The organism is Clostridium sp. BL-8 (genome assembly GCF_002006495.1).
Lineage (GTDB): Bacteria > Bacillota > Clostridia > Clostridiales > Clostridiaceae > Clostridium.
On record NZ_LZZL01000060.1, the window covers coordinates 1 to 23518 of the forward strand.

Below are 23518 nucleotides of genomic sequence, written 5' to 3' on the forward strand. Positions count from 1 at the left end.
ATGCCTGCTTCACAAAATGTATATGATTTCTAGTATAGATACACACAAAAGTTTAACTTAAATAGATAATTATTCTACATATGGATATCCAGTCTAGGAACTAGGCTTATAACTTAGGACTCGTAGTTTTTATAAAACATGCCATTAAAATATATTTTATCCTTAAGAATTGTTATATTAGTTCCATACTCGCTAGAGATTTTTTTAGACTTTCCTCCACTAGCTGAAACTTTATAAAGATTTTCATTATCTGAATAATTTACATAATACACATATTCTTTGCTTGCATTTATAAATGTGACTTTGTTATTAGATAATTTCGCTTTCAAAGTTCCATCCCCATTTATTTTATATAACTTATTATCGTCGCTTTTATTGCTATAAAATACAGTATCTTCATGCACAGTCATAAATAAAGTTTCATCATCACAAATTTTTGTATTCTCACTGCCATCTAATTTCATTCTATAGATTTTATAGCCATCAGATATATTAGTATAATAAATCCATTCATTACCCACAGTCATATCTTCTGTACCATTAGAATTAAGCTTTATTCTGCAGGTACCATCTAAGGATATCTTGTATATATTATTTAACTCAATTGAATGAGAATTTGTTCTTTTAACATAATATATCCAATTTTCTTCCACAAACATATTACCTGTTGCCTCATTTGCTATGCAGGTGTCTTCACTTCCATCTTTTTTAACTTTATTTATACTATGATGAAAAGGATCCTTCCAATTGCTATAATAAATCCAATCGTCTACAAGATTAAGATTCCATACTCTATTTGGAATTACTTTTGTGTTATAGCTTAAGTCACAAAAATCCTTTCTTGGAAGATCATTCTTCTTTATTTTGTATAAATAATCAGGAGCTGCGCCATAAACATCTCCAACCCTGTTTATATAGTATATATAATCATCATCTTCTACAGCCATTCCGTCATTTACAATATTACCGGATAAACTCGAAACCTTTGAATCATCATTTTTAGGAGCATTTGAGCTGTTATAGCAGGTAAAATTAAAATTATATATATTATCATAAGCTCCATATGAATTTTTATCTATTCCATTAGATGAAGATTTCTTTACCAAAATCATAACTTTATAATCACCTTCAGTTAATGGTTTATTATCCTTTATAACAAATTCATTGTATGCAGGAATAGCATTTGAATATCCATTAGTTAATTCTGCGTATCCTTTTTCTTCACCCTTAGCTATAAACACTCTATACTGTACTGGATCATAGTTACCATAGTCTGAATAACCTCCGTCATACTTGGCGGTCATGTTGATCTTAACACTGTCACCATTTATAACTGGATAATGGTCAACTCCTGCATATTCAACATATGGATTTTGTTTTTCAACTGCTAAGCCTGAAACAGTGCCAAAATTCGCATGTTCAAAATCCGTTCCTCCTGTATCAGCTTTTGCTCTCATGTTACATGAAATAAAAATTAATGCTGCAATAGCAGTAAAAGAAACAAATCTATTAATAATCTTTGTATATGTCATATATCCACCCTCACTCAGTTTTTTCATTAAAATATTTATTTACAGCTCTAAGTGATGCATCTGCGACTTTTTGGCTGTTAATCCTATGCATCATCATCTTTGTATCGCCATCATCAGTCAAAACAGTAGTTTCCATAAGCACTGCCGGGCACCATGCTGATGATAACACTGCAAGATTTGGCCTATCCTGAAGTGGATATGTATTAGTTTTTATGGCAGCAGATACTTCCCTCATAAGTATAGTGGCAAACTTTCTTCCTGGTTTTGGTGCAGTTGAATTATATAGTACCGTAGTTCCTCTAAACATATGAACGCACTGCATACTTACATCTAGGGGAAGAGAATTATTATGTACACAAAAAAATAAATCTGCATTTAAAAGATTGGCAGGATCTGTTCTATCCAATAATTCTACATTGCTATCATCATTTCTAGTTATATATATACGATATCCTGCTTTTTCAAGATTTTCTTTTATCCTTTCAGATATATCCAAATTTAACTGTTTCTCATAAGTAAAGTTAGCTGTTGTTCCAAGCTCTGAGCCACCATGCCCAGGATCAATGATAATTATTTTAGAATTATCTTTAACTTTTTCTTCAAAGGTGACGCCTATAAAAGTTGTAAATTCATATTTATCGTCTCCGAGTGGAGAATATCTCCTTTTTACCGTATTTATTTTAATATCTATTTTTCCAGAAGTCTCAATATAAACTTTTACTGTATTATTATCAAGTTTATTTAACCTTATATCCTTTATATACTTATTATCTTTCAAAATTGAATTAAAGTTATCTGCTGAACCAGTAACATTAACTTGTGAAATAGTTATTTCAATCTTATTATCTTTAAAGGATTCAGAGTACTTAGGCTCTACTGTATATTTTCGAATATCTCCCGCCTCAGACCCTTCACATGAACATGAAATAGGAATTCCTAAAGTTCCTTTATGCTCGACTTGATAGTATTTAAAAGCATTCTGCTGCAACTCATAAATTTTGTTATCAGCAGCTTCACTGCTATCCCCTGTCTCTCCATTACAATAAGAAACAGGTATCATAAAAATACAGACTAATGCCATTCCAAAGACCATACTCATAAATTTTCTCATAAATACTTACCCTCTCAACATTTTCTCTATACTATAAATAGATTTTGATTTTATTTTTTCATAAATTGCTTTACACTATTCATTAAGCATATATAGAAAATGTAGTATTAAAGTTACTTGTTATTTAATGCTTTATATTTAAATATAAAAAATATATAATAATATAGATAAATAAATAAATCATAAATTTAACTTATATAGGATATTTATCTATCCAAAGTGCTAAACTTATATGAGTTAAATACTAACAATTTTAAATTAATAAGAGAATCTATTTAGCTTCATTTTTCATGTTGCATTATAATTGATATCTTAACCACGGAGGAAATTTTATGAATAAAAAACAGCTTTCTAAATCACTAATTTCAGCATTATCAGTTTTACTATTACTTTCTGGGTGTGGTGAAACTGCCAGCCCAAAGCCAAGCATACAACCAGAAGATAATAGTCAAACAGGAACATATTCAACTCAAAAAAATGAAAGCTCAGATGATATTTGGATTAAAGAAATTAATACAGCACAAAAGAGCTTAGATATTGATGCTTACTTAATTACAAAAGAAGACCTAGCTAATGCCATTTTAGATGCCAAGAAAAGAGGTATTGATGTTAAAGTAATAACAGATTCAGAAAAATCTAATTCTAAAACTCAAAAAGAAATTTTGGACAAGTTTAAGGAAAGTGGTATCCCTATAAAGATAAATGCTCCTACAGGGTCAACACACTTAAACTTTATTATAATAGATGATACTGAAGCTTTAGGAGGCAGCTATAACTACCTAGAAGATGATGCAAATGAAAATGATCCTTCAATGATTATGAAAAAGCCTGACATAGTTAAAGAATACTCTGTAGGATTTAATTCTATGTGGGACAATGCTAATGATTTTGAGAATTACTAAATATAACAAAAAAATTATTACGATATATATATGACTAGCCTTACCAAACAAAAATAAATAAATTTATAAAAAATAACAAAACTATAATAATTCTTTTTTAATCTTGTTTATGAAGTTTTTGATAATATTTATTTTCATGTGCATTATCAAAAACTTCAATTATATCCTTTTTTAATTTAACATGTTACCTAAATTTAGAGATTTTAAAAACTATTAGAATATATTTCCTTAGTTATTTAAATCTTCGGCCTTTAAGTTGTTTACATAACCTAAAACGTCATCTAATTTCTCTGAACAATATAGTGAATCTGTGCCACCTCCATGATAATAAACACAAAATTCACTCTTGTTTAAATAGAAAATATGGTAACTTCTCTCTCCTACTTGTCTTTGCCCTAAGCAAACCTCATCATGACGACCAGCTAAATTTCTCAATATCTTGCTACCTGCATCTACATTTTTCAGCCCATCTAACTCAGCAAACCTTGTAAAAAACTTAAATTTATCCATAGTTTTCATATATCGCACTCCATTCAAAACTTTTATTAATTAATAATATTCAATAAAACTTAAATATGACAAAGCTTGATATACAATATCCTTAAATAATTAAAACTGAGACCCTCTGAATTTAGAAAGCCTCAGCTATTTTTATTATACTATTTACTTATCTTATTTATTAAGTTAATATCTATAACTCAAATTCCGTGATACTCAAAAAGTACGTCCTTCAAATATTACGAAATCATATCCAATATTGTTTTTTCGTCAATTCCATTTTCAGCTGAAATCGAATATGATATGCCGTCTTTTTCCCATACAGCTAAGTTATATTCTTCACTTTTGTTTCCTTCTAAATTCACATTTAGTCCATTTACTTTAACTGTCTTCTTAACTTGGTACGTATTATAATCCCCACTTATATTATCAGTGCCTATACCTGCTCTGAAAGTTATATTACTATTACCATTATTATAGTCTACTTGTATTATTTCATTTGATATAGTGCTTACGTTTTCCATTTCATAACCTTTAGGCACTGTTTTTAATGGATTTACTTTTAAATTTAATGCTTTTTCAGCTTCATCTAATGTCTTATATTCTTGATTATAATTTACATCTTCAGCTGACATAACTGAGTTCTCTGAATCATTATTATCTGTATTATTTACTCGCATTTTATCCAGCATTGCATCTTCAGATTCTGTTTTTGGCTTTGTGCTTGCTACATTTCTATTTTCCTTTTTATCCCCAGGAGGTGTTTGGGTTTCTGGGCTTGTTACATTACTATTTCCTTTATTATTAACAGCTTCTTCTGTATTTGTTTTTGATGAACTATTTGAATTTCCTGTAGCTTTATTATCATCAGTTGGTGCTGCTTGGCTTTGCACTACCTCTGAGTTTGATTGTGAGTTATCCTTGTTTTTTTCTTCTGTCTCTATTTCTGAGACGACATTATCCTCTTCTTTTTTATAACCATCACCACTATTATAATTATTCTTATTCTGATTTAATGTTTGATCTTCTTTATTATTACCAGAGGCTTCTTTGCTATCCTCATTATTAACCACTTTATTATCATCACTGGATTTTAAGTCATTATTTCCATCATCATGATTTTCTGCTGATTCATTATGTTCTAGATCATTAGGTACACTTTTTAAAAGCATAGGATAAGCTTTAGCTATACTTAAACATAAAATTACAGTAAAGCCTGCTGCAACTGCCTGCATATTTCTTTTAATGTTATTAATTTTTTTTACCTTTGGTAAAGTAGTTTCAACTTTAATATTTTTTTCATCACCATTTTCGCTTGCATTCAGAACATTTTGGAGTATTCTTTTTTTCATATCATCATTCATTACTATTTTACTTATTTCTTCATTATATCTCTTACTCAAAATCATACTCCTCCTTTAGCTCTTTTTTTAGCAGGTTTCTTCCTCTGCTAAGTAATGATCTTACTGTTGCTTCTTTCCTATCCACTATATTTGATATTTCAACCGTGGTATATCCTTCATAATAATATAAATGAATTATCTCCCTATATTTCAGTGGGAGCTTTAAAACCTGATTTAAAACATTATTATCTTTATATTCATCATAATAAGGCATGTCAGTTAATTCTACATGCTTTTTAAACCATGAGGATTTCAACTTATTTTTACAGATATTTCGGACAACACAAATAAGCCAATGCTTTTTATGGTCCTCACTTTCAAATATCTCTATATTTTTAAGCAATTGTATAAAAACATCTTGAACAGCATCTTCTGCATCATATAGATTTTTCATATATGAATACGCAAGCCTCAGCAGCATATCTCCATAATTCTCCAAATCTTGTGAAATAATTTCATCCGTACGCAATGAAACCTCTTTCATTAAAAACTCATCCTTCCATCCAGCAGCACAATGTATTATAGCTAATCAACTTTACACTTAAACGTGTATCAACCTAAATCTTATACATATTTACTCCAGTAGACTATGAAAACTTCGCTGGATGTATAAGATTTCTATGTTTGATATACGTTTAAGTCTAGCAGTTATTGAATAAATTAACTGGCATAAGTTGATCATGAATTTAATTTATCTATAGTTGTTAGAATATATATAATTAAAATGTGCTTTTTACTATTTTTATTATATCATCTTGAGCCATGCCAGAATTTACTGAAATAGAATATGACATGTTATTTGCACTCCAAACCGCAACTTTAACTAGATTATCGTCTCCTTTTAGTTTAACATTGATACCATTTATATTTATAGTATTATTAGTCTTATAGTTATTGTAGTCACCACTTATATCTTCAGTACCTTGTCCCATTCTAAATAAAATATCACCTTGATTACTTACATAACATATTTGAAATAAATCTCTTGAGATAGTATTTATATATTTGATATTATATTTACCTAATAATTCCTTTGGAACTGTGATTTTATATTTTAATATTTTTTGAGCCTCTTCTATAGTATCATAATTTACGACTGGATTTATTAAATCGTCAACACCTGGAGTCTGAATTCCTGCAGTAGATGCTGGACTACCATCCCATTTACCGCTTTGATCTACTTTATATCCATCTGGAGTCACTGTATCTACAGCCATTTCTCCATCATCTAACAAGTAATACCAATCGCCATTAGTTTGAACCCAACCTTTTTGCATTATGCCATTATTATTCATAAAATACCACTTATTATTTATTAACTTCCATCCTGTTGCAAGATCTCCATTAATTGAATAAATCCATTGTCCATCTTTATTCCTTACAAAAAAGCTGCCTACTGTTTTTTTATCATTCAATATCTCATTATACAAATTAATTGGTACATATACAACATTATCAATCTTTATAGTTTCCGCACCTAATATATGCATCATCATCACTGACATAGAATTAGGATCATTGTTTAATATAAAATAACCATCTGTTCCTACATAAACATTTACTTTAATTTTACCATTATCTAAGGTTATAGTTTTATCATCATTACCCGCCTCAACTTTAAACCCAAGACTTTCTGCTGTAATGTTTAGTGGAACCATAATCTTACCTTTATATATTGAAACACCATTTACTCCAAGCTCTATATTTTTCCCGCATATCGATACCTTGTTGATATCCACATCCTTAGGTGCAGAGTTTGATATTGGAATATCTCCTCCGATGATCTGCGCTGGATTAGATTTATGAACAAATGAATCTGCTGCAAATGCTTGAGCTGACATCCCCATAATTGTTACTGCTGTTAATATACCTATCATTAATTTTTTCATAATTTTATCTACTCCTTCTAAGCTCGTATAATCGAGTATTATACTTATTTTTATGTGCTTATATCTTAATTTTTCCTTTTAGACACATGAATGAAAATAACAAGTCCCAAAATTGCCATGAATATATTTATTTCATCAGACAAGAAGACAGATAGCACTCATAGTTGACCGGACATATTAAGTTTATCTGCCTAATCAGCCTGATGAAACATAGCCTAGTAGAGGGACTAGATGGACTAGCTATTTTTCAATTGTGTCTTCTATTAGTAATACAATCCAACTTAGAGAAGTGTTGCAAAAAATCATAAAATTTTATAAAAAATCTTAAAATCTAAAAACAAGACTTATACTTTACTCAATCAACGATGTCATCTTTCCTGAGTAGTATACGCATAAAATATGGAGTGCTCTGGTACAAGCAGTGTAAAGCAAAAGCCTCTCCTCCTCACAATTGTAATTTTCATTTCCTGCATTATATATAAGCACTACATCAAATTCTAATCCTTTAGCAAGATAAGCGGGGATTATCAAGGTATCACTTACATATTCATCATCATCCTTCACTATTACCTTAACGTCAATCTTATCTTTTAAGAAATTGTATACCTCATTTGCTTCCTTTGCGGTTCTTGTTATAATACCAATGGATTTATATTTTTTCTCATTATATATTTTTATATCTTCAAGAAGTTTTTCTTTTATTGCATCTTCATCTGAAAATCCAAGAAGTAAAGGCTCTTCTCCACTTCTTTCTACACATTGAGCCTCAATCTCCTTATTAAGCAGCCTTCTTGAAAACTTAGTAATTTCCATTGTAGATCTATAGCTTTTAGTTAAATTTATTATGCATGTACTATCTTCTGTGAATATATGAGAGATATTCTTATAATCTCCTACATTCATGAATGGGTTTATTGATTGATTTAAATCTCCAAGTATAGTCATACTTGCATGGTTAAATAGCTGATAAAAAATTTCATATTGCAGCGGTGAATAGTCCTGGGCCTCGTCAATAATAACGTATTTAATTTCTGAGGTTTTAGGAAGATCTCCCAGTGCACCTTTTAGATATAAGAGTGGTGGCTGATCCTCATAATTAAGCTTTCGTATCCTTAGGTTTTCTAAAGTATAGCCTTTTATTTCATCAATTTTTTTCTCCTTGTATTCAATATTTAAATCTCTTAAGAAAAACTCTAGGTTCTCAAATAGCTTTTTATAAATATCCAGTAAATTAAACTCTGTTATTCTATTGATTTCATAATAAAGCTCCTTCAGCTCATCCTTTACTCTAGCTGTACTATGTTTCATAATTTCAATTTTATCCATATACGAATCCGAATTCTTAAGTTCATCAGCTACTTCTTCTATCCGATGTTCTTCATGAGGTTTTAAAAGAAATAAAATTCTCTCCCTTATCTTTTGAAGCCTCCTCTTTAGTGGCAGCTGTACATAATCTTTGAAATACAGTTCTTCTAAATCCCGCGTAGAAATTATCAAATTGCCTCTAAATGTTATATCTTTAAAGTTTCTATCCATTTTTTCTAGGAAGATTACGTACCTCTTTAATATATCTATAAATTCCATTGAAGCTTTAAACTTTATATTATCGATCTTTATTTGATAAGCTGCTTCCTTCTTTGAGGCTAAAATAGTCTCCATCATTTCGCTATAATTTTCTTTGTTAAGCTCACTGCCTAAGGCTTTGTGCATATACTCCTTAAACGTAGTTTGATTCATATTATCTTCTCCAAGTTCAGGTAATACATTAGAAATATACTCATTGAAAATATCGTTTGGAGAAAATATTACTATATTTCGAGGAGTTATTTTATCTCTATGCTTATATAAAAGATAGGCAATTCTATGAAGAGCAACAGAGGTTTTCCCACTTCCAGCAGGCCCCTGAACAATTAGGTTTTTATACTCATCATTACGAATCACTTTATTCTGCTCTCTTTGTATAGTTGTTACAATAGCCTTCATCTTGGTATCAGTGTTTTTACTCAAGATATCCTGTAATACTTCATCATCTATCTTAATATTGCTGTCAAACATATACTCAAGTTTACCATTATTAATTTTATACTGCCTTTTAAGGGTGAGTTTCCCCTCTACAGTTCCTTCTGGGCATTTATACTCTGCTCCTCCAATTTCATAATCATAAAACAGGCTAGAGATTGGAGCTCTCCAGTCATATACTAGAAAGTCAAAATCATCATTAATAAGATTGGATATTCCTATATAGCACTTTTCAGCCCTCTCATCTCCTTTTTCAATAAAATCCATCCTTGCAAAATATGGTGTCAAAAGTACTTTTTCGTATTTTTCCTCAAGTTTTCTTGTGAACTCATGGCTTCTCTTCTGTATTTTCATGGTATTGATAGACTGCATGAAACCTACAATTTGTTCTAATCCATTTTCTATAGAAACAGAACCTACATCCTCCCATAACTCCCTTTGCAGTTCAATTGCGTCACTTTTAAATTTTTCTTTGAAATTACGTTTTTCATCAAATTGTTTTTGAGCTTCTTTAAGCACCTCCTTCAGCCATTCATGTTCAAGTTTCCATTCAAAGTCATTATTGTTCATAATGTTTCACTCCTTAAAAAAATAATTTAGTAAAATCATTTCCAAACACTATTGACATCGCTTTTTTAATGGTGTATAATAAAATTGGAGAAGTATATAATGCACCATAATCAAAGCGATATCTAATTCATTGTATCGTTTTTATTTTGTTGTGTCAATAAAAAAGATATTTGTCATTGGATAAATATCTTTTTTTGATGCATTTTAATATTTATTTACTCCTCCAGACCGTGGTTTTTCTCCCAATATTCTAGCTAAATAAATTCTTATCCAAACGAAAACTATGAATATTTTTCTATTATGATGTCAATAGTAAAAATGTTAAACATAATATTTCTTTATTTCCTAAAGAAATAGAGATAGTATACTGGCCTCAATGCTGCCATATATACTATCTCTATTTACTTATTTATAATGTTTTATTATCCTTGATTAATAAGTATATATTTTCATATTGCATATTTTTTAATATATATTGAGAAAAAGAAACTCTTGAATAATTTAATGAAATAAGAGAAATAAACAGTAGTCGGATTGCTCCTAACTACTGCGTATTTTTCTTATTTCATTAATTTTTAAATCTCTTTATAACTTTTTAGTAATAAATTGCTGGCGGTATACTTTGTGGGAACTTAAATACGTTCTCAGGATCATATTTGGCTTTTACCTTAGTCAAACGATAGAAATTCTCATAATAATAAGCATTTTGCCAGTTTCTGATTGATAAATCAGGAGTATTTACGTAAACCCCTCTTGTAAATGGTAGCATCGCTTGACGAAATTCTTCAACCCATCGTATTCCAGCAGCAGCCCCATCCGGTTTACTCCAAGTAGCAAAAAGTGACATATTAGAAAGAGCTTTACGATAAGGATAAGCTGTAGCCCAACTTGGTACATCCGCTACCGCGCCTCCTAAGCCGTGTAAGAAAACAGAGACTGTTGAATTAGGAGGAGCTTCACTCATGAAATGCTCAACAGTATTAACCCCTTTATCTGGTAATAAGTGATATAAATATGGTCCAACACTCTTAAAAGGTATTGGTGTTCCTGGTTGTTTGTCAGCAATTAATTCAGCAGCCTCAATCCAAGGTATTTCTTTTATAATCACATTTTGTGGTGAACCTGCTCGAAGTAAAGGCTGAAGTAAATTGGATAATTCTTTTTCTGAACCAAGAAAAACTCCTTGCATTAGTAACGATGTCTGCTCTCCTGATGCCATAAAAAGAGTTGGAGTAAGTCGTTCATCAGCAGAAGGTAGAGTATACTCCTGCCAAGTTCGTAGTACTGGTTCTAGATCTTTTAAATCCCAGCTTATTTCTGCAAATCCTACTGTGTCAATACGGTGTGTGCGAAAGCGAAATGAGGTACATATCCCAAAGTTGCCACCACCGCCACCACGCGAAGCCCAAAATAAATCTTCATTTTTATTATCACTAGCATAGATTATATTTCCGTCAGCATCAACCATCTCAAGTTCGAGTAAATTATCAAGAGTCAATCCCCATGGTCTAGATAGAATGCTGTGACCACCTCCTAATGTTACACCACCGATACCAGGAGTCGGACAAACTCCACTTGGTACAACTAATCCTTCAGCTCCAAGAATCCTATATAAAGGTAAGTTCCTTATTCCAGTCTGTACTGTGACAGTACCATGCTTACGATCTATATCTGCTTTTGTCATTTCACTAACATCTATTACAATTCCCGCATTTATAAGCGAAAATGCCTCATAGCTGTGTCCACCTGAACGTATGCGGATTGGTACCTTTCTATAACGCGCCCATCGTACAGCATTAACTACGTCCTGTGTTTCTTGGGCATAAACAATTACTAACGGGAACTTGTTAAAAAAGGTATTAAAGTCTTGACGATCTACGTCATATTGAATATCTCCAGGAGTAACAATACGTCCAGTTAATTCAGGTTCCTTAGAACAATACATGCAATCATCTCCATTTCTTAATGATTTTTTACTAGTGATACATAATACTATATTATGCTAATTAGTATATTAATGTGTTGGATATAACATAACTAAATTATAATGTAATGGGTTCATTAGCCTATAAATATAGACGATTGCTTGATTTTGTAAAAGCTATTTGTAATTTCTTTTTATAGGATATGGATCAAATGATTTATCACTTAAAATAATAGCATTTATTATAACATATTATGCCACTTAAATATAAAAAATAAAGCAGTAGTTCATGCTCTGCTACTGCTTTTTTGATTATAGAATTTTTATCTTTAATGCACAATCTGTTTGAAATATTTGAAAGTCACTTAAAACTTTTTCCAATTATAAACGCCACATCCATTTTGAATCAATTGCCCCATTGGGTCCGCACCAGTGTTGTTTCATACCTATAATTGCCCAGCCTTCTTTCAGTTTGTGTTCTAAATCGTATTTAACTTTGTAGAATTTATAGCTTAATTCTACTTCTTGATATTCATTATTAAGAGGACAGTTCGTTCTTTTCACCTGTTCAATACTAATAATATCTCCACCTAATGATTTGACTTCTTTCTCTATTATATTCATACGTTCATTGTAAACACTTCTGGAAGTTTTTATACACATCCATAAGGCAATTATACCACATGCAAATGTTAAAAATAACGGCAATTGTAATTCCATTCTAAACACCTCTATACCAAAATTATTTTATATTATACTTGTATTAAACCACGTTTTATAATTAGTTAAAGCCATTCTTTTTCAAATGTACACTTTTATGTCTTAATCGTCGTTTTAGAAGTTTAAAATAAAAATTAATGACGTTTTATTATTACTTATTCACACAACTACACTCACTCATATCACTATCATTTATATATTGCTCTTTTCCCAATTGGTCATGTTTTATTTTCCTTATAGTAATATAATACGCAAAAGCAAGTGGAATACATGATCCAAACCATGCTAAAGGGTTTGATAAACATACCCCTAAAAATCCAAATGGTCCTGATAACATTATTGCAGCAAAAGTTCTCATTAATAATTCCATAATACCTGCAATAGTTGGAATAAAGCTTTGGCCTAGGCCTTGAAGGGTATATCTATATATAAAAAGCAGGGAAAGTACAAAGTAAAAAATTCCATTAGATGTTAAATATGTTTGTGATAATGAAATAACTTCTTTTTGCTCATCTCCAACAAAGATTGCTGTTAGAAAATGGCCTCCAAATATATTAATAATTGCAACAATAACACTGAAGGTTACTGATATAAGAATGCATTTTCTTACTCCTTCTTTTATTCTTTCATATTTTTTAGCACCATAATTTTGAGCTGTATAGGTAGCCATTGTAATACCAAAGGACATCATTGGTTGAATTGCAATACTATCAATCTTTTGAGCTGCTGTATATGCAGCAACAGAAACAGCGCCTAAATTATTAAGTGCAAATTGTACTATAAGAGCACCAATTGCTATTATAGATGCTTGGAAGGCCATTGGTAAGGACATCTTTACATGCTCTATAAAAACACCTTTTGATATTTTTAAATCATTCTTTTTTAACTTAAGTATTGGTAAGTTTCTTTTTATGTACCATATGCATAATAAAGCGGAAACTCCTTGTGCTATCACAGTTGCGAGTGCAGCTCCTCTTACCCCCATCTTAAAAATCAAAATAAATCCAAACTCTAACACTACATTTAAAATACATGCTACCACTAAATATAGTAGTGGCGTTCTACTATCACCTAATGCTCTTATAATGTTTGAGAAAAAATTAAAAAACATTGATGCTATTATTCCAAGAAATATAATAAATACAAAGTTATATGCATCCTCTATAATTTCCACTGGTGTATTCATTACCTCTAATATAATCCTTGCAAAAATTGTACTTATAACAGTAAGAATTATAGTTACTATCATACTAATTACTATACCTGTAAAATAACTTTCTTTAATTGCCTTTTTATCACCTGCACCAAATTTCTGAGCTGTAATAATTGAAAGACCAGCTGTTAAACCTTGAGCAAAGCCCAAAATCAAAAACATTATACTGCCTGTACAACCAACCGCAGCTAAAGCATTAATACCTATAGTACGTCCAACAATAAATGTGTCAGCTATACTATAAAATTGTTGAAATATATTACCTATTAATAATGGAACAGTAAATAATAATATTAACTTAGCAGGATTACCTTGTGTTAAATTTCTAGTTCCAGCCATAAAATCCCCCCTAAAATCTTCGTAAAATTTCATTTATAACATCGGAATCATATAAAGCATAATTATATGAAATATACAAGCATTATCAAGATTTATTTTATCAATCATCAAAATACTGCATAGCACTACAAATTATACTCTATCTATTCATAAAATGTTACAATTAATTTTTCCATCATGAAATTTACTTTTAGGTTATATAGATTATAAACCCTACCTTATCTTCATATACCCTGTCTGTACCTTTTCTTTCTCCACTTATGAAGAACAATAGTGCTTTTAGAAGAGGTCGTTTACGCTGTTTTAACTTTATCTCTTTATGTTTAAATATAAAAAACATATAATAGTATTAGACTTATACAAGCTTAATAAAAAAATTTTAGATTAAGCACATAAAAAATAATAGGCCGAAGACCCGACGTATTTTTGGGCATTGTGCCTTACTAGGAGAAATAAGAATTATGAATATTATCAATCATTTTAAAACTATAACTAATCATAAATTATTAGTTATGAAGTATTGTTTTAAAGCAGGTTTATATAAACAAGGCTTACTTCATGATCTATCTAAATATTCATTTGTGGAGTTTTCAGCTGGAATGAAATATTATCGAGGCTATGTAAGTCCTAATAGTATTCAGAAAACTGTGGAAGGATATTCAGCAGCATGGCTCCATCATAAGGGCAGAAATAAACATCATTTTGAATATTGGATTGATTATGGAATAAATGAAGAAGATGGCTTAATGGGAATGAAAATGCCTGTTAAGTATGTTGTAGAAATGTTTATAGACAGAGTATGTGCTTCAAAAAATTATTTAAAAGAAAAGTATGACGATAAATGTCCACTCGCCTATTATGAAAAGAGAAAACATTATTATATCTTACATAAAGAAGTAAGAGAACTTTTAGAAATCTTACTTAATAAACTAGCCTATGAGGGAGAAGATACAACTTTTGCATACATTAAATTTATATTATCCCATTCCGATGTAGGCAATACCAAATATTAATTACTAATGCGATACATGTGACTGCTATAATTCCAACTGCTATAGGTAATGTTATTTTCCGAGAACTTTTACCGATTATATAAAATATAATCGCATCATTTAATACAACAACTAATACACTTCTAGCAATAAGTTCTTTCAAAACATTCATAGTATCACAACTCCCTTTCATAAAATATCATTATTATGATATTTTATATTATGGTTAATCTATGCTCTAATTATGTCACCAATTTCAATATTGTTTATATAATTATACAAATAATTGTAATTAATATTTTAGTGTTAGTACATGAATACGGTAATATAGCAGTAAAATTAGCAAAAGTATGCCAACAAAAATAATAACTCTATCTAATTTTTTGTTATTAATATACTTATTGCTCAAGCTATATAATTCCAGTCCAAGAAAGCCTCCAACAGTATTTGTAATTACATCTGTTATATCTGTCGCTCCAATAGCGAAGATAAATTGAATTAATTCGCAAGCAACGCTAAAAATCAGTATTAAAACAAACTTAGGTAAAAATCTAACTTTTTTGAAATTGACATTCAAAAGCACGCCAAAAGGAATAAAAATTATAACATTATCTATAAGCTCTCCGAAATTAATACTTCCATTTAGCTTTAAAGGAAAAGTAAATGGATCTAAGTTAAGACTTCTATGATGATAATTAAATACTGACAAAATATCGTATTGTAATTTGAATAAGACTAACCAGATTAGCATCACTAAATATAAAGCTAGCAATCCTCTAGATAGCATTTCCCCCATATAATCTCTTCTAATTCTTTTTTGTAAATTTTCTCTAGCCAATTGATTGGTTGCTGTCATTTTATCTAATCTCCTTTACCTTTTGTATTACATTTCAAATTCATGTAGAAACAAAATCTATTTTCTTTTCGTATGAGAGCCCCCTTTCTGAAATTAAGAAAGCCTATACGATTTGATAACTTCATTCTATCAAAATAGGATAGGCTTTCTCTAAATAAGTACTTATAAATTTCTTAAGATTTCCTTATGAATGCCTTATTTTTTAGGTATTTCAATAAACCATGAATAAATTAACGTTCTTTGGATTAATCTCAATATGCCTGATCACGATAATATAATTATAAAAATAGAGGCCTTTTCAGCCTCCATTTTGTTTTATCTCATATAAAATTATTGTTACCATTACAACCTTTTGAGGTTAATGCACAACCAAAAAAATAATATCACTCTAACATGTCTTTTAATACGATGCATCAAATCTTAATCATATTTAAGAACAACAATACCAGAATAATCATTAATATTTTCTTGATTTAATTCCAGTATATCTTGTTCCTTTACTTTAAGCCCTGAAGCTGATATAAATTTATCAACCTTGGCAAATATGAAACCAAATATTCCTAATGCTTTCGTTCTGTAGTGCATAGGTATAACTACTCTAGGTTTTAGCTGCTTCATTACATTAACTGCATCAATTGCATCTATTGTAGCTCTCCCACCAACAGGAAGAAGCAATATATCTACAGTACCTATTTCATTCACGAGATTAGAATCCAGAATATGTCCAAGATCTCCACAATGACAAATATTTAGTCCATCAACTTTAAAGTTATATATGGTATTTTTACCCCTCTTGGCTCCAGAAACTTTATCATGAAATGTCTGTACTCCCTTTATCTCAATCCCTTCTTTTGAAAAGCTGCCTAATTTGTTTATATGCATAAAGTCACCGCTGACTGCCTGTATATTGTTATGATCACCGTGCTCATGACTAGTAGATACTATATTTGCTTCAATTTCAGGCAATTTATACCCCAACATTTTTTTATAAGGATCTGTTAATATTTTTGTTCCATTTTTAGAAGTTATCATAAAACATGATTGTCCAAACCATTTAATCTTCATTTAAATTTTCCTCCTTTTAATTAGAACACTAGGTAAATAAACCACGTTCGTTCCACTCACAAATTAAATCCTAAAGTCCATTTAGAACTTCAATTTAGGGAAGTATTCATTCTTTTATAAACTTTAAAATAAACTAAAATAGCATTTATCAGTAATAATGCACCTGTAATAAAAAATACATATCTGATACCACACCAGGCTGCTACTCGTCCACCTAAAACAGCACCTCCAAATACACCTAAGTAACCTGCTGACATATTAAATCCAAAAACCCTACCGGTAATTTCACTAGGAGTAATTTTTTTAATAAGTATATTTACTGCGGGTATTAGACCTGCACTGGTTAAGCCTAATATAAACCTAAGTCCCATTAGCTGCCAAGAATTTGTTACAAAAGCTTGTGGTATAAAATCTAGCCCAGCCACTATAAGGGCTATTAACATAACTTTTTGTACCCCAATTTTATCTGATAGTTTCCCAACTCTCGGAGCAGCAATTATATTTGCAAGTCCAGAAGCTGAGAATGCCAAGCCAGCCAAAATTGCAATATGATTACTATTTTTCGATAACTGACTAATATATATTGTTATAATTGGTTCAACAGAACATAATGCTACTGTTAATATAAAAAATGTAACAAGCATAGTAAGTGTCAAAGTCTTTTCAGGAACAGACTCCCATACCCCCTTTAGGCTAATCGTCTTTTTAGCTGAAGGCGTAAAAGATTCCTTTACAAATAAAGCAACAGTAATAAATGCTACAAACAACAATCCGCCAGTTATAAAAAATACATTTTTGAGTCCAAAATATTCTGATATATATCCACATTATAATCATGAAAATGCCTTTATTCCATGCAAGATTTTAATATCCATGGACATTTTTGTGATAAAACTCTAAAGGACTTATACCCTCAATCTTTTTAAAGATCCTGCTAAAGTAAAATTCATCAGTGAAACCAAGTACTTTAGCAACCTCTTTTATTTTTTTATCACCATCTATAATTAGCTCTTTGGCTTTATCAACTTTTATCTTATTAAAAAATTCTACTACAGAATATCCGGTAGTTTCTTTAAAAACTCTGGATAAATACGCAGGAGACAGGCACACCAGCTTTGATAATTCCGTCAAAGTAATTTTATTATTTATATTATTTATCATATACTCAATCACTTTTTCAACTTTTAATGACGCTGAATAATTATTGTTATTATTCTTTATATTTTGAAAAATTTCAAACAATAATTCCTGAAACAAAGTTTTCGCTATGAACTCATAATTCGGTAACTTAGCCATCCAATTTTCTACTAACTTCTTAAATGCATTATCTACCAGATAATAATCCTTTAGACTTTGCATAAAATCTAATGGGAAATTATTAACTTTATCGGTGATATCCCATTTATCATTATCAAATCCTACAATTGCATAACTGAAATGTACTGAAAAAAAATGAACAGGTTCCACAGAATCAACTTCTACAGAGTATTGGACATTTGGGCAAAGATATAACAAAGTACCTTCCTTAAGTTGGTAGCTTTCATGCGTAGTTCTAATATATCCCTTACCTTCAGTAATTAAAATCAGTACATGATGCTTAAGCGTTCTATTAACTCTACTTGAATATTTCACTTCCCCACTTAATTGCTTACAATTACAATAGTGCAGATGAAAAAATAAATTTTTTATTATATTCATAATTTCCTCCATGATAATCTAAGTTAAATTCAAAAATTAGTATGATTAAGGTAATATTCTCATATTTATTGCAATTATAATTTTTGTAAATTAATAATATCTTATAATTATTTATTAGAATCACTAGAATTCTTGTTCTATTTTAACATATCTAACAAAAATATAAATGAAAGTGACATAATTACTACATAGTTCATATAAGTAACATTGAAAGAATGCCTATTTTATTAAACATATTTCAATGAAATAACACCAACGTGTGTTGATGTTGGAAGACCTTATGGTTTATCAATACTGTTGTATACAACTAATGCATCGGTAATATTATACTGCTGCGAATGGTGATCTCCTTTTGCACCAGTTGAAATCAAAATATATTCTTGTCTATCCACTTTGGCGAGACTCGCAAGACATAGACCAGCTTCATCGGTATATCCAGTTTTTCCTCCTAAAATTTCCCCGCCAACAATATTTTGATTCTTTAGTTCCTCAAACATGATACTGTTAAATGTTATCCCACGAGGGTGCTTATTCGTAGGTGCTGTGGAATGACGAGATGAAGTAAAAATTTCCCTGAAGGTATCATTCTTCAATGCATAGCTTAGAAGAATAGACAAATCTTTGACTGTTGTATAATGATTTTCATTCTGAAGCCCAGTGGCATTTTCAAAATGAGTATCTTTCATACCAAGATCAGCCGCCTTTTTATTCATAATCTTTACAAAATTCTGCTCTGACCCTGCAATTTGATCGGCAAGCCCAATACAGCACTCAGCACCGCTTGGCAGCAGTGCCCCGTATAACAGGTCGATTGCCCTAACCTGCTCTCCTGGTTTAAAACCTGCCATTGATGCATCAGCTCCGTACAGACCCTGAAACGTAGAATTGCTCAGTTTGATTTCTTCCTTTAGATTAGGTAAATTTTCTATGGCAACAATGGCTGTCATCATTTTAGTCAAAGAAGCAGGATAGATTTTTTCTTCACTATTTTTCTGCATCAGGATGGTATTATCTTTTAGACTGATCAGAATCGCATTAGGACTGTTCAGCTTGTCAGGAGATATAGGAATAGAGGAATCAAACGATGAAGCCGATGTTATTCTACCACCATATTCTTTCTCAAAGATGTGCTGATATCCCGGAACAATAATATATTTATAAACAAAAGCAGCAATTCCAATCATCAACAGAAATGCTGCATATATTAGTATTTTTGACTTTTTCTTTTTTAATTTTCGTACCATAATAAAACAACCCCTTATTCTGTGCTGATATTATTTAAACACAGAATAAAGAGCTAAGTTGGAATTCCATCTTATGAACTTCTTAAGATTTTCTTATGATGGAAGATTTGCTGTAAAGTCAGTCAGGCACATTTACACATACATGTCTTTCCTGTGAAATCAGCATTGGATAGATTTAATCTTAATTCTTTTCTTTATAAGTTACAGTTCATTACTACGTTTATGATAACACATACCAGCATATTACATCATTTATTAACCTTTTTATTCTCAAATGTAACGAATTAAGTAAATAGCTCATATTATAAAATATGTTCACATTTAAAAATATTATTCTTATGGAGGTGAACAAAGTGCATTGTATAGATAATCAATATAACATGTTATTCTCTATGACAAATGAACTAGAAAATAAAGTTGTTGTGTTCCTCCGTCGTAGCGATGGATTTTTATCATATCAAAAAGTCTATAAAACTGGTGGAAAAGGGACAGGGGCTCAAATAGTTGATCCTTTAGGCTCTCAAGGATCAATAGTAATCTCTCGTGATAAAAGATTTCTTTTTTTAGTCAATGCTGGTAGTAATGAAATAAGTAGTTTCCGTATTAATCAAACTGATCTTACACTTGTAGATGTTATTCCATCTGGTGGAATTTTCCCTAATAGTTTAACCGAGGTTAACCACAATCTTTATGTAACCAACTCAGGGAATTCTCCTCAAGCTCCTTCAAATGTATCAGGCTTTCATATTGATTTCTATGGACATCTTAGACCTCTAAAAGGCTCAAAAAGACTTCTAAGTTCGAATACAGCCGGTTCAAGATGTATAGTAGCAAGTTCAAATGGTTCTAAACTTGCCGTATCTGAGAATGTAACAAATAATATTAGTATTTACAAAATTAATGATGATGGTAGTCTAAGTAATCCAGTAGTAAATCCATCTAACGGAGCTGGTCCATTTGGTTCTAGTTACCTTCACAATAATATTTTAGTAGTGGCCGAGGTAACTATAAATGCTATGTCATCTTATTATGTTCAAAGAAATAGAGTTCTTGACGTAATAAGTGCCTCTGTTTTAAATAATCAAACAGCCACTTGTTGGATTTCTGTTACTCCTGATGAAAGATACGCTTATACCTCTAATGCTGGAAGTGGAACACTTACTCGATATCGCATAAATGAGAATGGCTCATTAACTATTATAGAAAGTATTCCAAGCACTCCAAGTATGACTGGCGGACCTATTGATAGTAGTATAGATAGAGAAGGTCAAAATTTCTATGTATTAAATGGGCAAGAAGGTTCTATAAGTATTTTTAGAATCAAAGAAAATGGACACTTAACCCTTCTACAAATTTATCAAAATACAAGATTACCTCATGTGGGTGCGCAAGGGCTAGCAGTTCTTTAATTATATTAATATAAGAGCATGAAAACCACCACGCTTTAACGTGGTGGTCCTCTTTACTATATAGAAGCGAATCATTTGATATTCAAAATTAAACACAGAATAAGGAGCTAAGTTGGAATTCAATCTTATGAACTTCTTAAGATTTTCTTATGACGGGAGATTTACTGTAAATGTAGTATGCTCTGCGTTGCTTCCCACAGAGATTATTCCATTGTGTGCCATGACAATTTCTTGTGCGATTGCCAGGCCTAGCCCTGCTCCACCGGTGTTTGTGGAACGTGCAGAATCTAATCGATAAAATTTTTCAAAAATAGTTTCAAGCTTTGCCTTGGGGATAGGATTACCTTGATTCTTAAAAGTTATAATAATATTTTTATCCTGCTGCTGAGCAGAAATGTCAATAACACTGTTTTCATAACTATAGGCTATGGCATTTTTCAGTATGTTATTGAACACACGTGCCAGTTTGTCTGCATCTCCAAACAACGTAAGACCGTCAGGTACATTGACTTCCACCTGTTTTCCTTGTGGGGTCAGCATTGGATAGAATTCATCTGCCATCTGCTGTAGCATGAACAGTAAATTAATTTTTTCTTTATTCAAAACAATGCTTTGAAGATTAAATCTTGTAATTTCAAAAAACTCATTTATAAGCTGCTCTAATCGATAAGCTTTTTCTAAGGTAATACCAACATATTTCGCCTTCTGCGCAAGAGGCATATCAGAAGCTTCATCCAAAAGACTTAAGTATCCTATAACAGAGGTCAAAGGTGTTTTTATATCATGAGCCAAGTAAACTACTAAATCATTTTTGCGCTGCTCTGCATCAAGAGCAGCCTTCTTTTGCTTTTCCAAATTGTTTTTTATCTGATTTAACTTATTTTCCATAAAATCCAATTCTGGCGATAATGTAATTTCATCATCGGATTCCTCTACAAGTCTATCCATTCCAGCGCTGACTTCATCAAAATATTTTGTAAACCAAGATGAAACAGAAAATAGAAAGAGTATAACTAAAAATATTATAATTACAACAAAAAGGATTATATCCATATTGTTGCGAATTACAAGCTGATAGATTATCTGTGCATCCGAATTGTCAAAATTAAAAGCATTGACTAAAAATCGAACAATACGATTTCCAATCTGTCCACGCAGAATATAGCGCAACAGATAAACAGTCACGGCAGCGGCCACTGTAATCAGAAGCATTTGAGAAAATACCTTTCTTTTTAACTTAGAATAGTCATTATTTCTCTCACTTTTCAATTTTATAGCCAACCCCCCATACCGTTTTGATATATTTAGGATGTTCTGTACTATCATGCATTTTTTCTCTTAAATGCCTAATATGAACCATTACAGTATTATTGCTGTTAGTGAAATACTTATCTCCCCATACCTCATGAAACAATTCTTCCGAACTTACCACCCGTCCGCGATTAGAGCAAAGAACCCAAAGAATTGAAAACTCTGTAGGTGTTAGTGATAGCTTTTTTTCATTCAGCGTACATTCATGGGTATCCATGTCCAATACTAAGCCGGAAAAAGCAATCAAGTGTTCTTCCTGGTTTTGCTCAGCAAAATTATACTTGGTAAATCTTCTAAGCTGTGCCTTTACACGGGCAACAAGTTCCAAAGGGCGAAATGGCTTAGTTATGTAATCATCCGCGCCTAGTGTCAATCCGGTAATTTTATCAATTTCTTCTTCTTTAGCAGTCAGCATGATAATAGGAAAATTATGATTTTCCCTAATTTTCTGGCAGAGAGTAAAGCCATCAATATCCGGCAGCATTACATCAAGTATCGCAAGCTCTAACTGTTCCGATTTAACACACCTGAGCGCATCTTGACCGTTATAAAATTTGTGTATTGTAAAACCTTCATTTTTTAAATAAACTTCAACTAGGTCCGCTATAGACTGCTCATCATCTACAACCAAAATATTAATACTCATAAGTTCTTTCCCTTCTTCCCGATTAAACACTCACCATTATAATGCCGCAAAACAAAAATTTATATCATAATAATTTTCTTACGAAAACCTTAGGGCTTTATTAATCTAAGCTTTAATCTTTATGTAAATCATTTAAATATTCATTAAAATTCTATAATGCTTTTTTATACGATAGCA

Annotated in this window: 20 protein-coding genes and 1 pseudogene; 3 read left to right on the plus strand and 18 right to left on the minus strand. The window is 31.0% G+C overall.

What is annotated here, in order from left to right; all coding sequences use genetic code 11:
- Nucleotides 1–113 precede the first annotated feature (113 nt).
- Together CLOBL_RS18650 and CLOBL_RS18655 are read right to left on the minus strand one after the other, a co-directional pair.
- Entirely contained in the window at nucleotides 114–1532 is a 1419-nt protein-coding gene (locus tag CLOBL_RS18650; RefSeq protein ID WP_077860405.1) for a DUF5050 domain-containing protein, read from the minus strand.
- 10 nt (nucleotides 1533–1542) lie between these two features.
- Nucleotides 1543–2643, minus strand: coding sequence for an N-acetylmuramoyl-L-alanine amidase (locus CLOBL_RS18655; protein ID WP_077860406.1), 1101 nt, complete (start codon nucleotides 2641–2643; stop codon nucleotides 1543–1545).
- A gap of 332 nt (nucleotides 2644–2975) precedes the next feature.
- Here CLOBL_RS18655 and CLOBL_RS18660 point away from each other — a divergent pair, with 332 nt between their 5' ends.
- Nucleotides 2976–3545 carry a phospholipase D-like domain-containing protein gene (locus CLOBL_RS18660; RefSeq protein ID WP_077860407.1) on the plus strand — a complete coding sequence of 190 codons (570 nt, stop codon included), beginning with the start codon at nucleotides 2976–2978 and terminating at the stop codon, nucleotides 3543–3545.
- Nucleotides 3546–3773: 228 nt separating this feature from the next.
- On the opposite strand, the gene CLOBL_RS18665 is transcribed toward CLOBL_RS18660, so the two are convergent.
- The 8 genes from CLOBL_RS18665 to CLOBL_RS18700 all read right to left on the minus strand — a co-directional run bounded on the left by CLOBL_RS18665 (nucleotide 3774) and on the right by CLOBL_RS18700 (nucleotide 14120).
- Nucleotides 3774–4064 carry a hypothetical protein gene (locus tag CLOBL_RS18665; protein ID WP_077860408.1) on the minus strand — a complete coding sequence of 97 codons (291 nt, stop codon included), beginning with the start codon at nucleotides 4062–4064 and terminating at the stop codon, nucleotides 3774–3776.
- Between the two features lie 218 nt (nucleotides 4065–4282).
- Nucleotides 4283–5452: a hypothetical protein gene (locus CLOBL_RS18670; RefSeq protein ID WP_077860409.1), complete on the minus strand. Its 1170-nt coding sequence runs from the start codon at nucleotides 5450–5452 to the stop codon at nucleotides 4283–4285.
- Entirely contained in the window at nucleotides 5439–5930 is a 492-nt protein-coding gene (locus CLOBL_RS18675; protein WP_077860410.1) for a sigma-70 family RNA polymerase sigma factor, read from the minus strand. Before CLOBL_RS18675 ends, CLOBL_RS18670 begins: the two co-directional genes overlap by 14 nt.
- Before the next feature lie 235 nt (nucleotides 5931–6165).
- A complete protein-coding gene (locus tag CLOBL_RS18680; protein ID WP_077860411.1) occupies nucleotides 6166–7335 on the minus strand; it encodes a stalk domain-containing protein in 1170 nt (389 codons plus the stop codon).
- Nucleotides 7336–7686: 351 nt separating this feature from the next.
- Nucleotides 7687–9924, minus strand: coding sequence for an RNA polymerase recycling motor HelD (gene helD, locus CLOBL_RS18685; RefSeq protein WP_077860412.1), 2238 nt, complete (start codon nucleotides 9922–9924; stop codon nucleotides 7687–7689).
- A 595-nt stretch (nucleotides 9925–10519) separates the two neighbouring features.
- On the minus strand, nucleotides 10520–11869 hold the full coding sequence (locus CLOBL_RS18690) for an FAD-binding oxidoreductase (protein WP_077860413.1): 1350 nt from the start codon (nucleotides 11867–11869) through the stop codon (nucleotides 10520–10522).
- Between the two features lie 360 nt (nucleotides 11870–12229).
- On the minus strand, nucleotides 12230–12568 hold the full coding sequence (locus tag CLOBL_RS18695; protein WP_077860414.1) for a hypothetical protein: 339 nt from the start codon (nucleotides 12566–12568) through the stop codon (nucleotides 12230–12232).
- A gap of 151 nt (nucleotides 12569–12719) precedes the next feature.
- On the minus strand, nucleotides 12720–14120 hold the full coding sequence (locus CLOBL_RS18700) for an MATE family efflux transporter (protein ID WP_077860415.1): 1401 nt from the start codon (nucleotides 14118–14120) through the stop codon (nucleotides 12720–12722).
- A gap of 461 nt (nucleotides 14121–14581) precedes the next feature.
- Between CLOBL_RS18700 and CLOBL_RS18705 the strand changes: the two genes are divergently transcribed.
- Entirely contained in the window at nucleotides 14582–15133 is a 552-nt protein-coding gene (locus CLOBL_RS18705) for a DUF5662 family protein (RefSeq protein ID WP_077860416.1), read from the plus strand.
- On the opposite strand, the gene CLOBL_RS18710 is transcribed toward CLOBL_RS18705, so the two are convergent.
- The 6 genes and pseudogenes from CLOBL_RS18710 to CLOBL_RS18735 form a co-directional block, all read right to left on the minus strand.
- Nucleotides 15093–15284, minus strand: coding sequence for a hypothetical protein (locus CLOBL_RS18710; protein ID WP_009170970.1), 192 nt, complete (start codon nucleotides 15282–15284; stop codon nucleotides 15093–15095). The genes CLOBL_RS18705 and CLOBL_RS18710 overlap by 41 nt on opposite strands.
- A 120-nt stretch (nucleotides 15285–15404) precedes the next feature.
- Nucleotides 15405–15908: a glycopeptide resistance protein VanZ-A gene (gene vanZ-A / locus CLOBL_RS18715; protein ID WP_077860437.1), complete on the minus strand. Its 504-nt coding sequence runs from the start codon at nucleotides 15906–15908 to the stop codon at nucleotides 15405–15407.
- Between the two features lie 480 nt (nucleotides 15909–16388).
- Nucleotides 16389–17033: an MBL fold metallo-hydrolase gene (locus CLOBL_RS18720; RefSeq protein WP_077860418.1), complete on the minus strand. Its 645-nt coding sequence runs from the start codon at nucleotides 17031–17033 to the stop codon at nucleotides 16389–16391.
- Between the two features lie 89 nt (nucleotides 17034–17122).
- Nucleotides 17123–17857, minus strand: a pseudogene (locus CLOBL_RS18725) (MFS transporter); the annotation flags it as partial.
- 40 nt (nucleotides 17858–17897) lie between these two features.
- Nucleotides 17898–18731, minus strand: a complete 834-nt coding sequence (locus CLOBL_RS18730; RefSeq protein ID WP_143323893.1) for an AraC family transcriptional regulator — start codon at nucleotides 18729–18731, stop codon at nucleotides 17898–17900.
- A gap of 278 nt (nucleotides 18732–19009) precedes the next feature.
- Nucleotides 19010–19975, minus strand: a complete 966-nt coding sequence (locus tag CLOBL_RS18735; RefSeq protein ID WP_077860422.1) for a D-alanyl-D-alanine carboxypeptidase — start codon at nucleotides 19973–19975, stop codon at nucleotides 19010–19012.
- Between the two features lie 353 nt (nucleotides 19976–20328).
- On the opposite strand from CLOBL_RS18735, the gene CLOBL_RS18740 reads away from it, so the two are divergent.
- Entirely contained in the window at nucleotides 20329–21384 is a 1056-nt protein-coding gene (locus CLOBL_RS18740; protein WP_242953877.1) for a beta-propeller fold lactonase family protein, read from the plus strand.
- A 147-nt stretch (nucleotides 21385–21531) separates the two neighbouring features.
- Here CLOBL_RS18740 and CLOBL_RS18745 read toward each other — a convergent pair whose 3' ends face one another.
- Nucleotides 21532–22653 (minus strand): HAMP domain-containing sensor histidine kinase, encoded by a 1122-nt coding sequence (locus tag CLOBL_RS18745; protein WP_179117793.1) that lies wholly within the window; start codon nucleotides 22651–22653, stop codon nucleotides 21532–21534.
- Nucleotides 22643–23341 carry a VanR-ABDEGLN family response regulator transcription factor gene (gene vanR, locus CLOBL_RS18750; protein ID WP_077860425.1) on the minus strand — a complete coding sequence of 233 codons (699 nt, stop codon included), beginning with the start codon at nucleotides 23339–23341 and terminating at the stop codon, nucleotides 22643–22645. Before vanR ends, CLOBL_RS18745 begins: the two co-directional genes overlap by 11 nt.
- Between the last annotated feature and the right edge of the window lie 177 nt (nucleotides 23342–23518).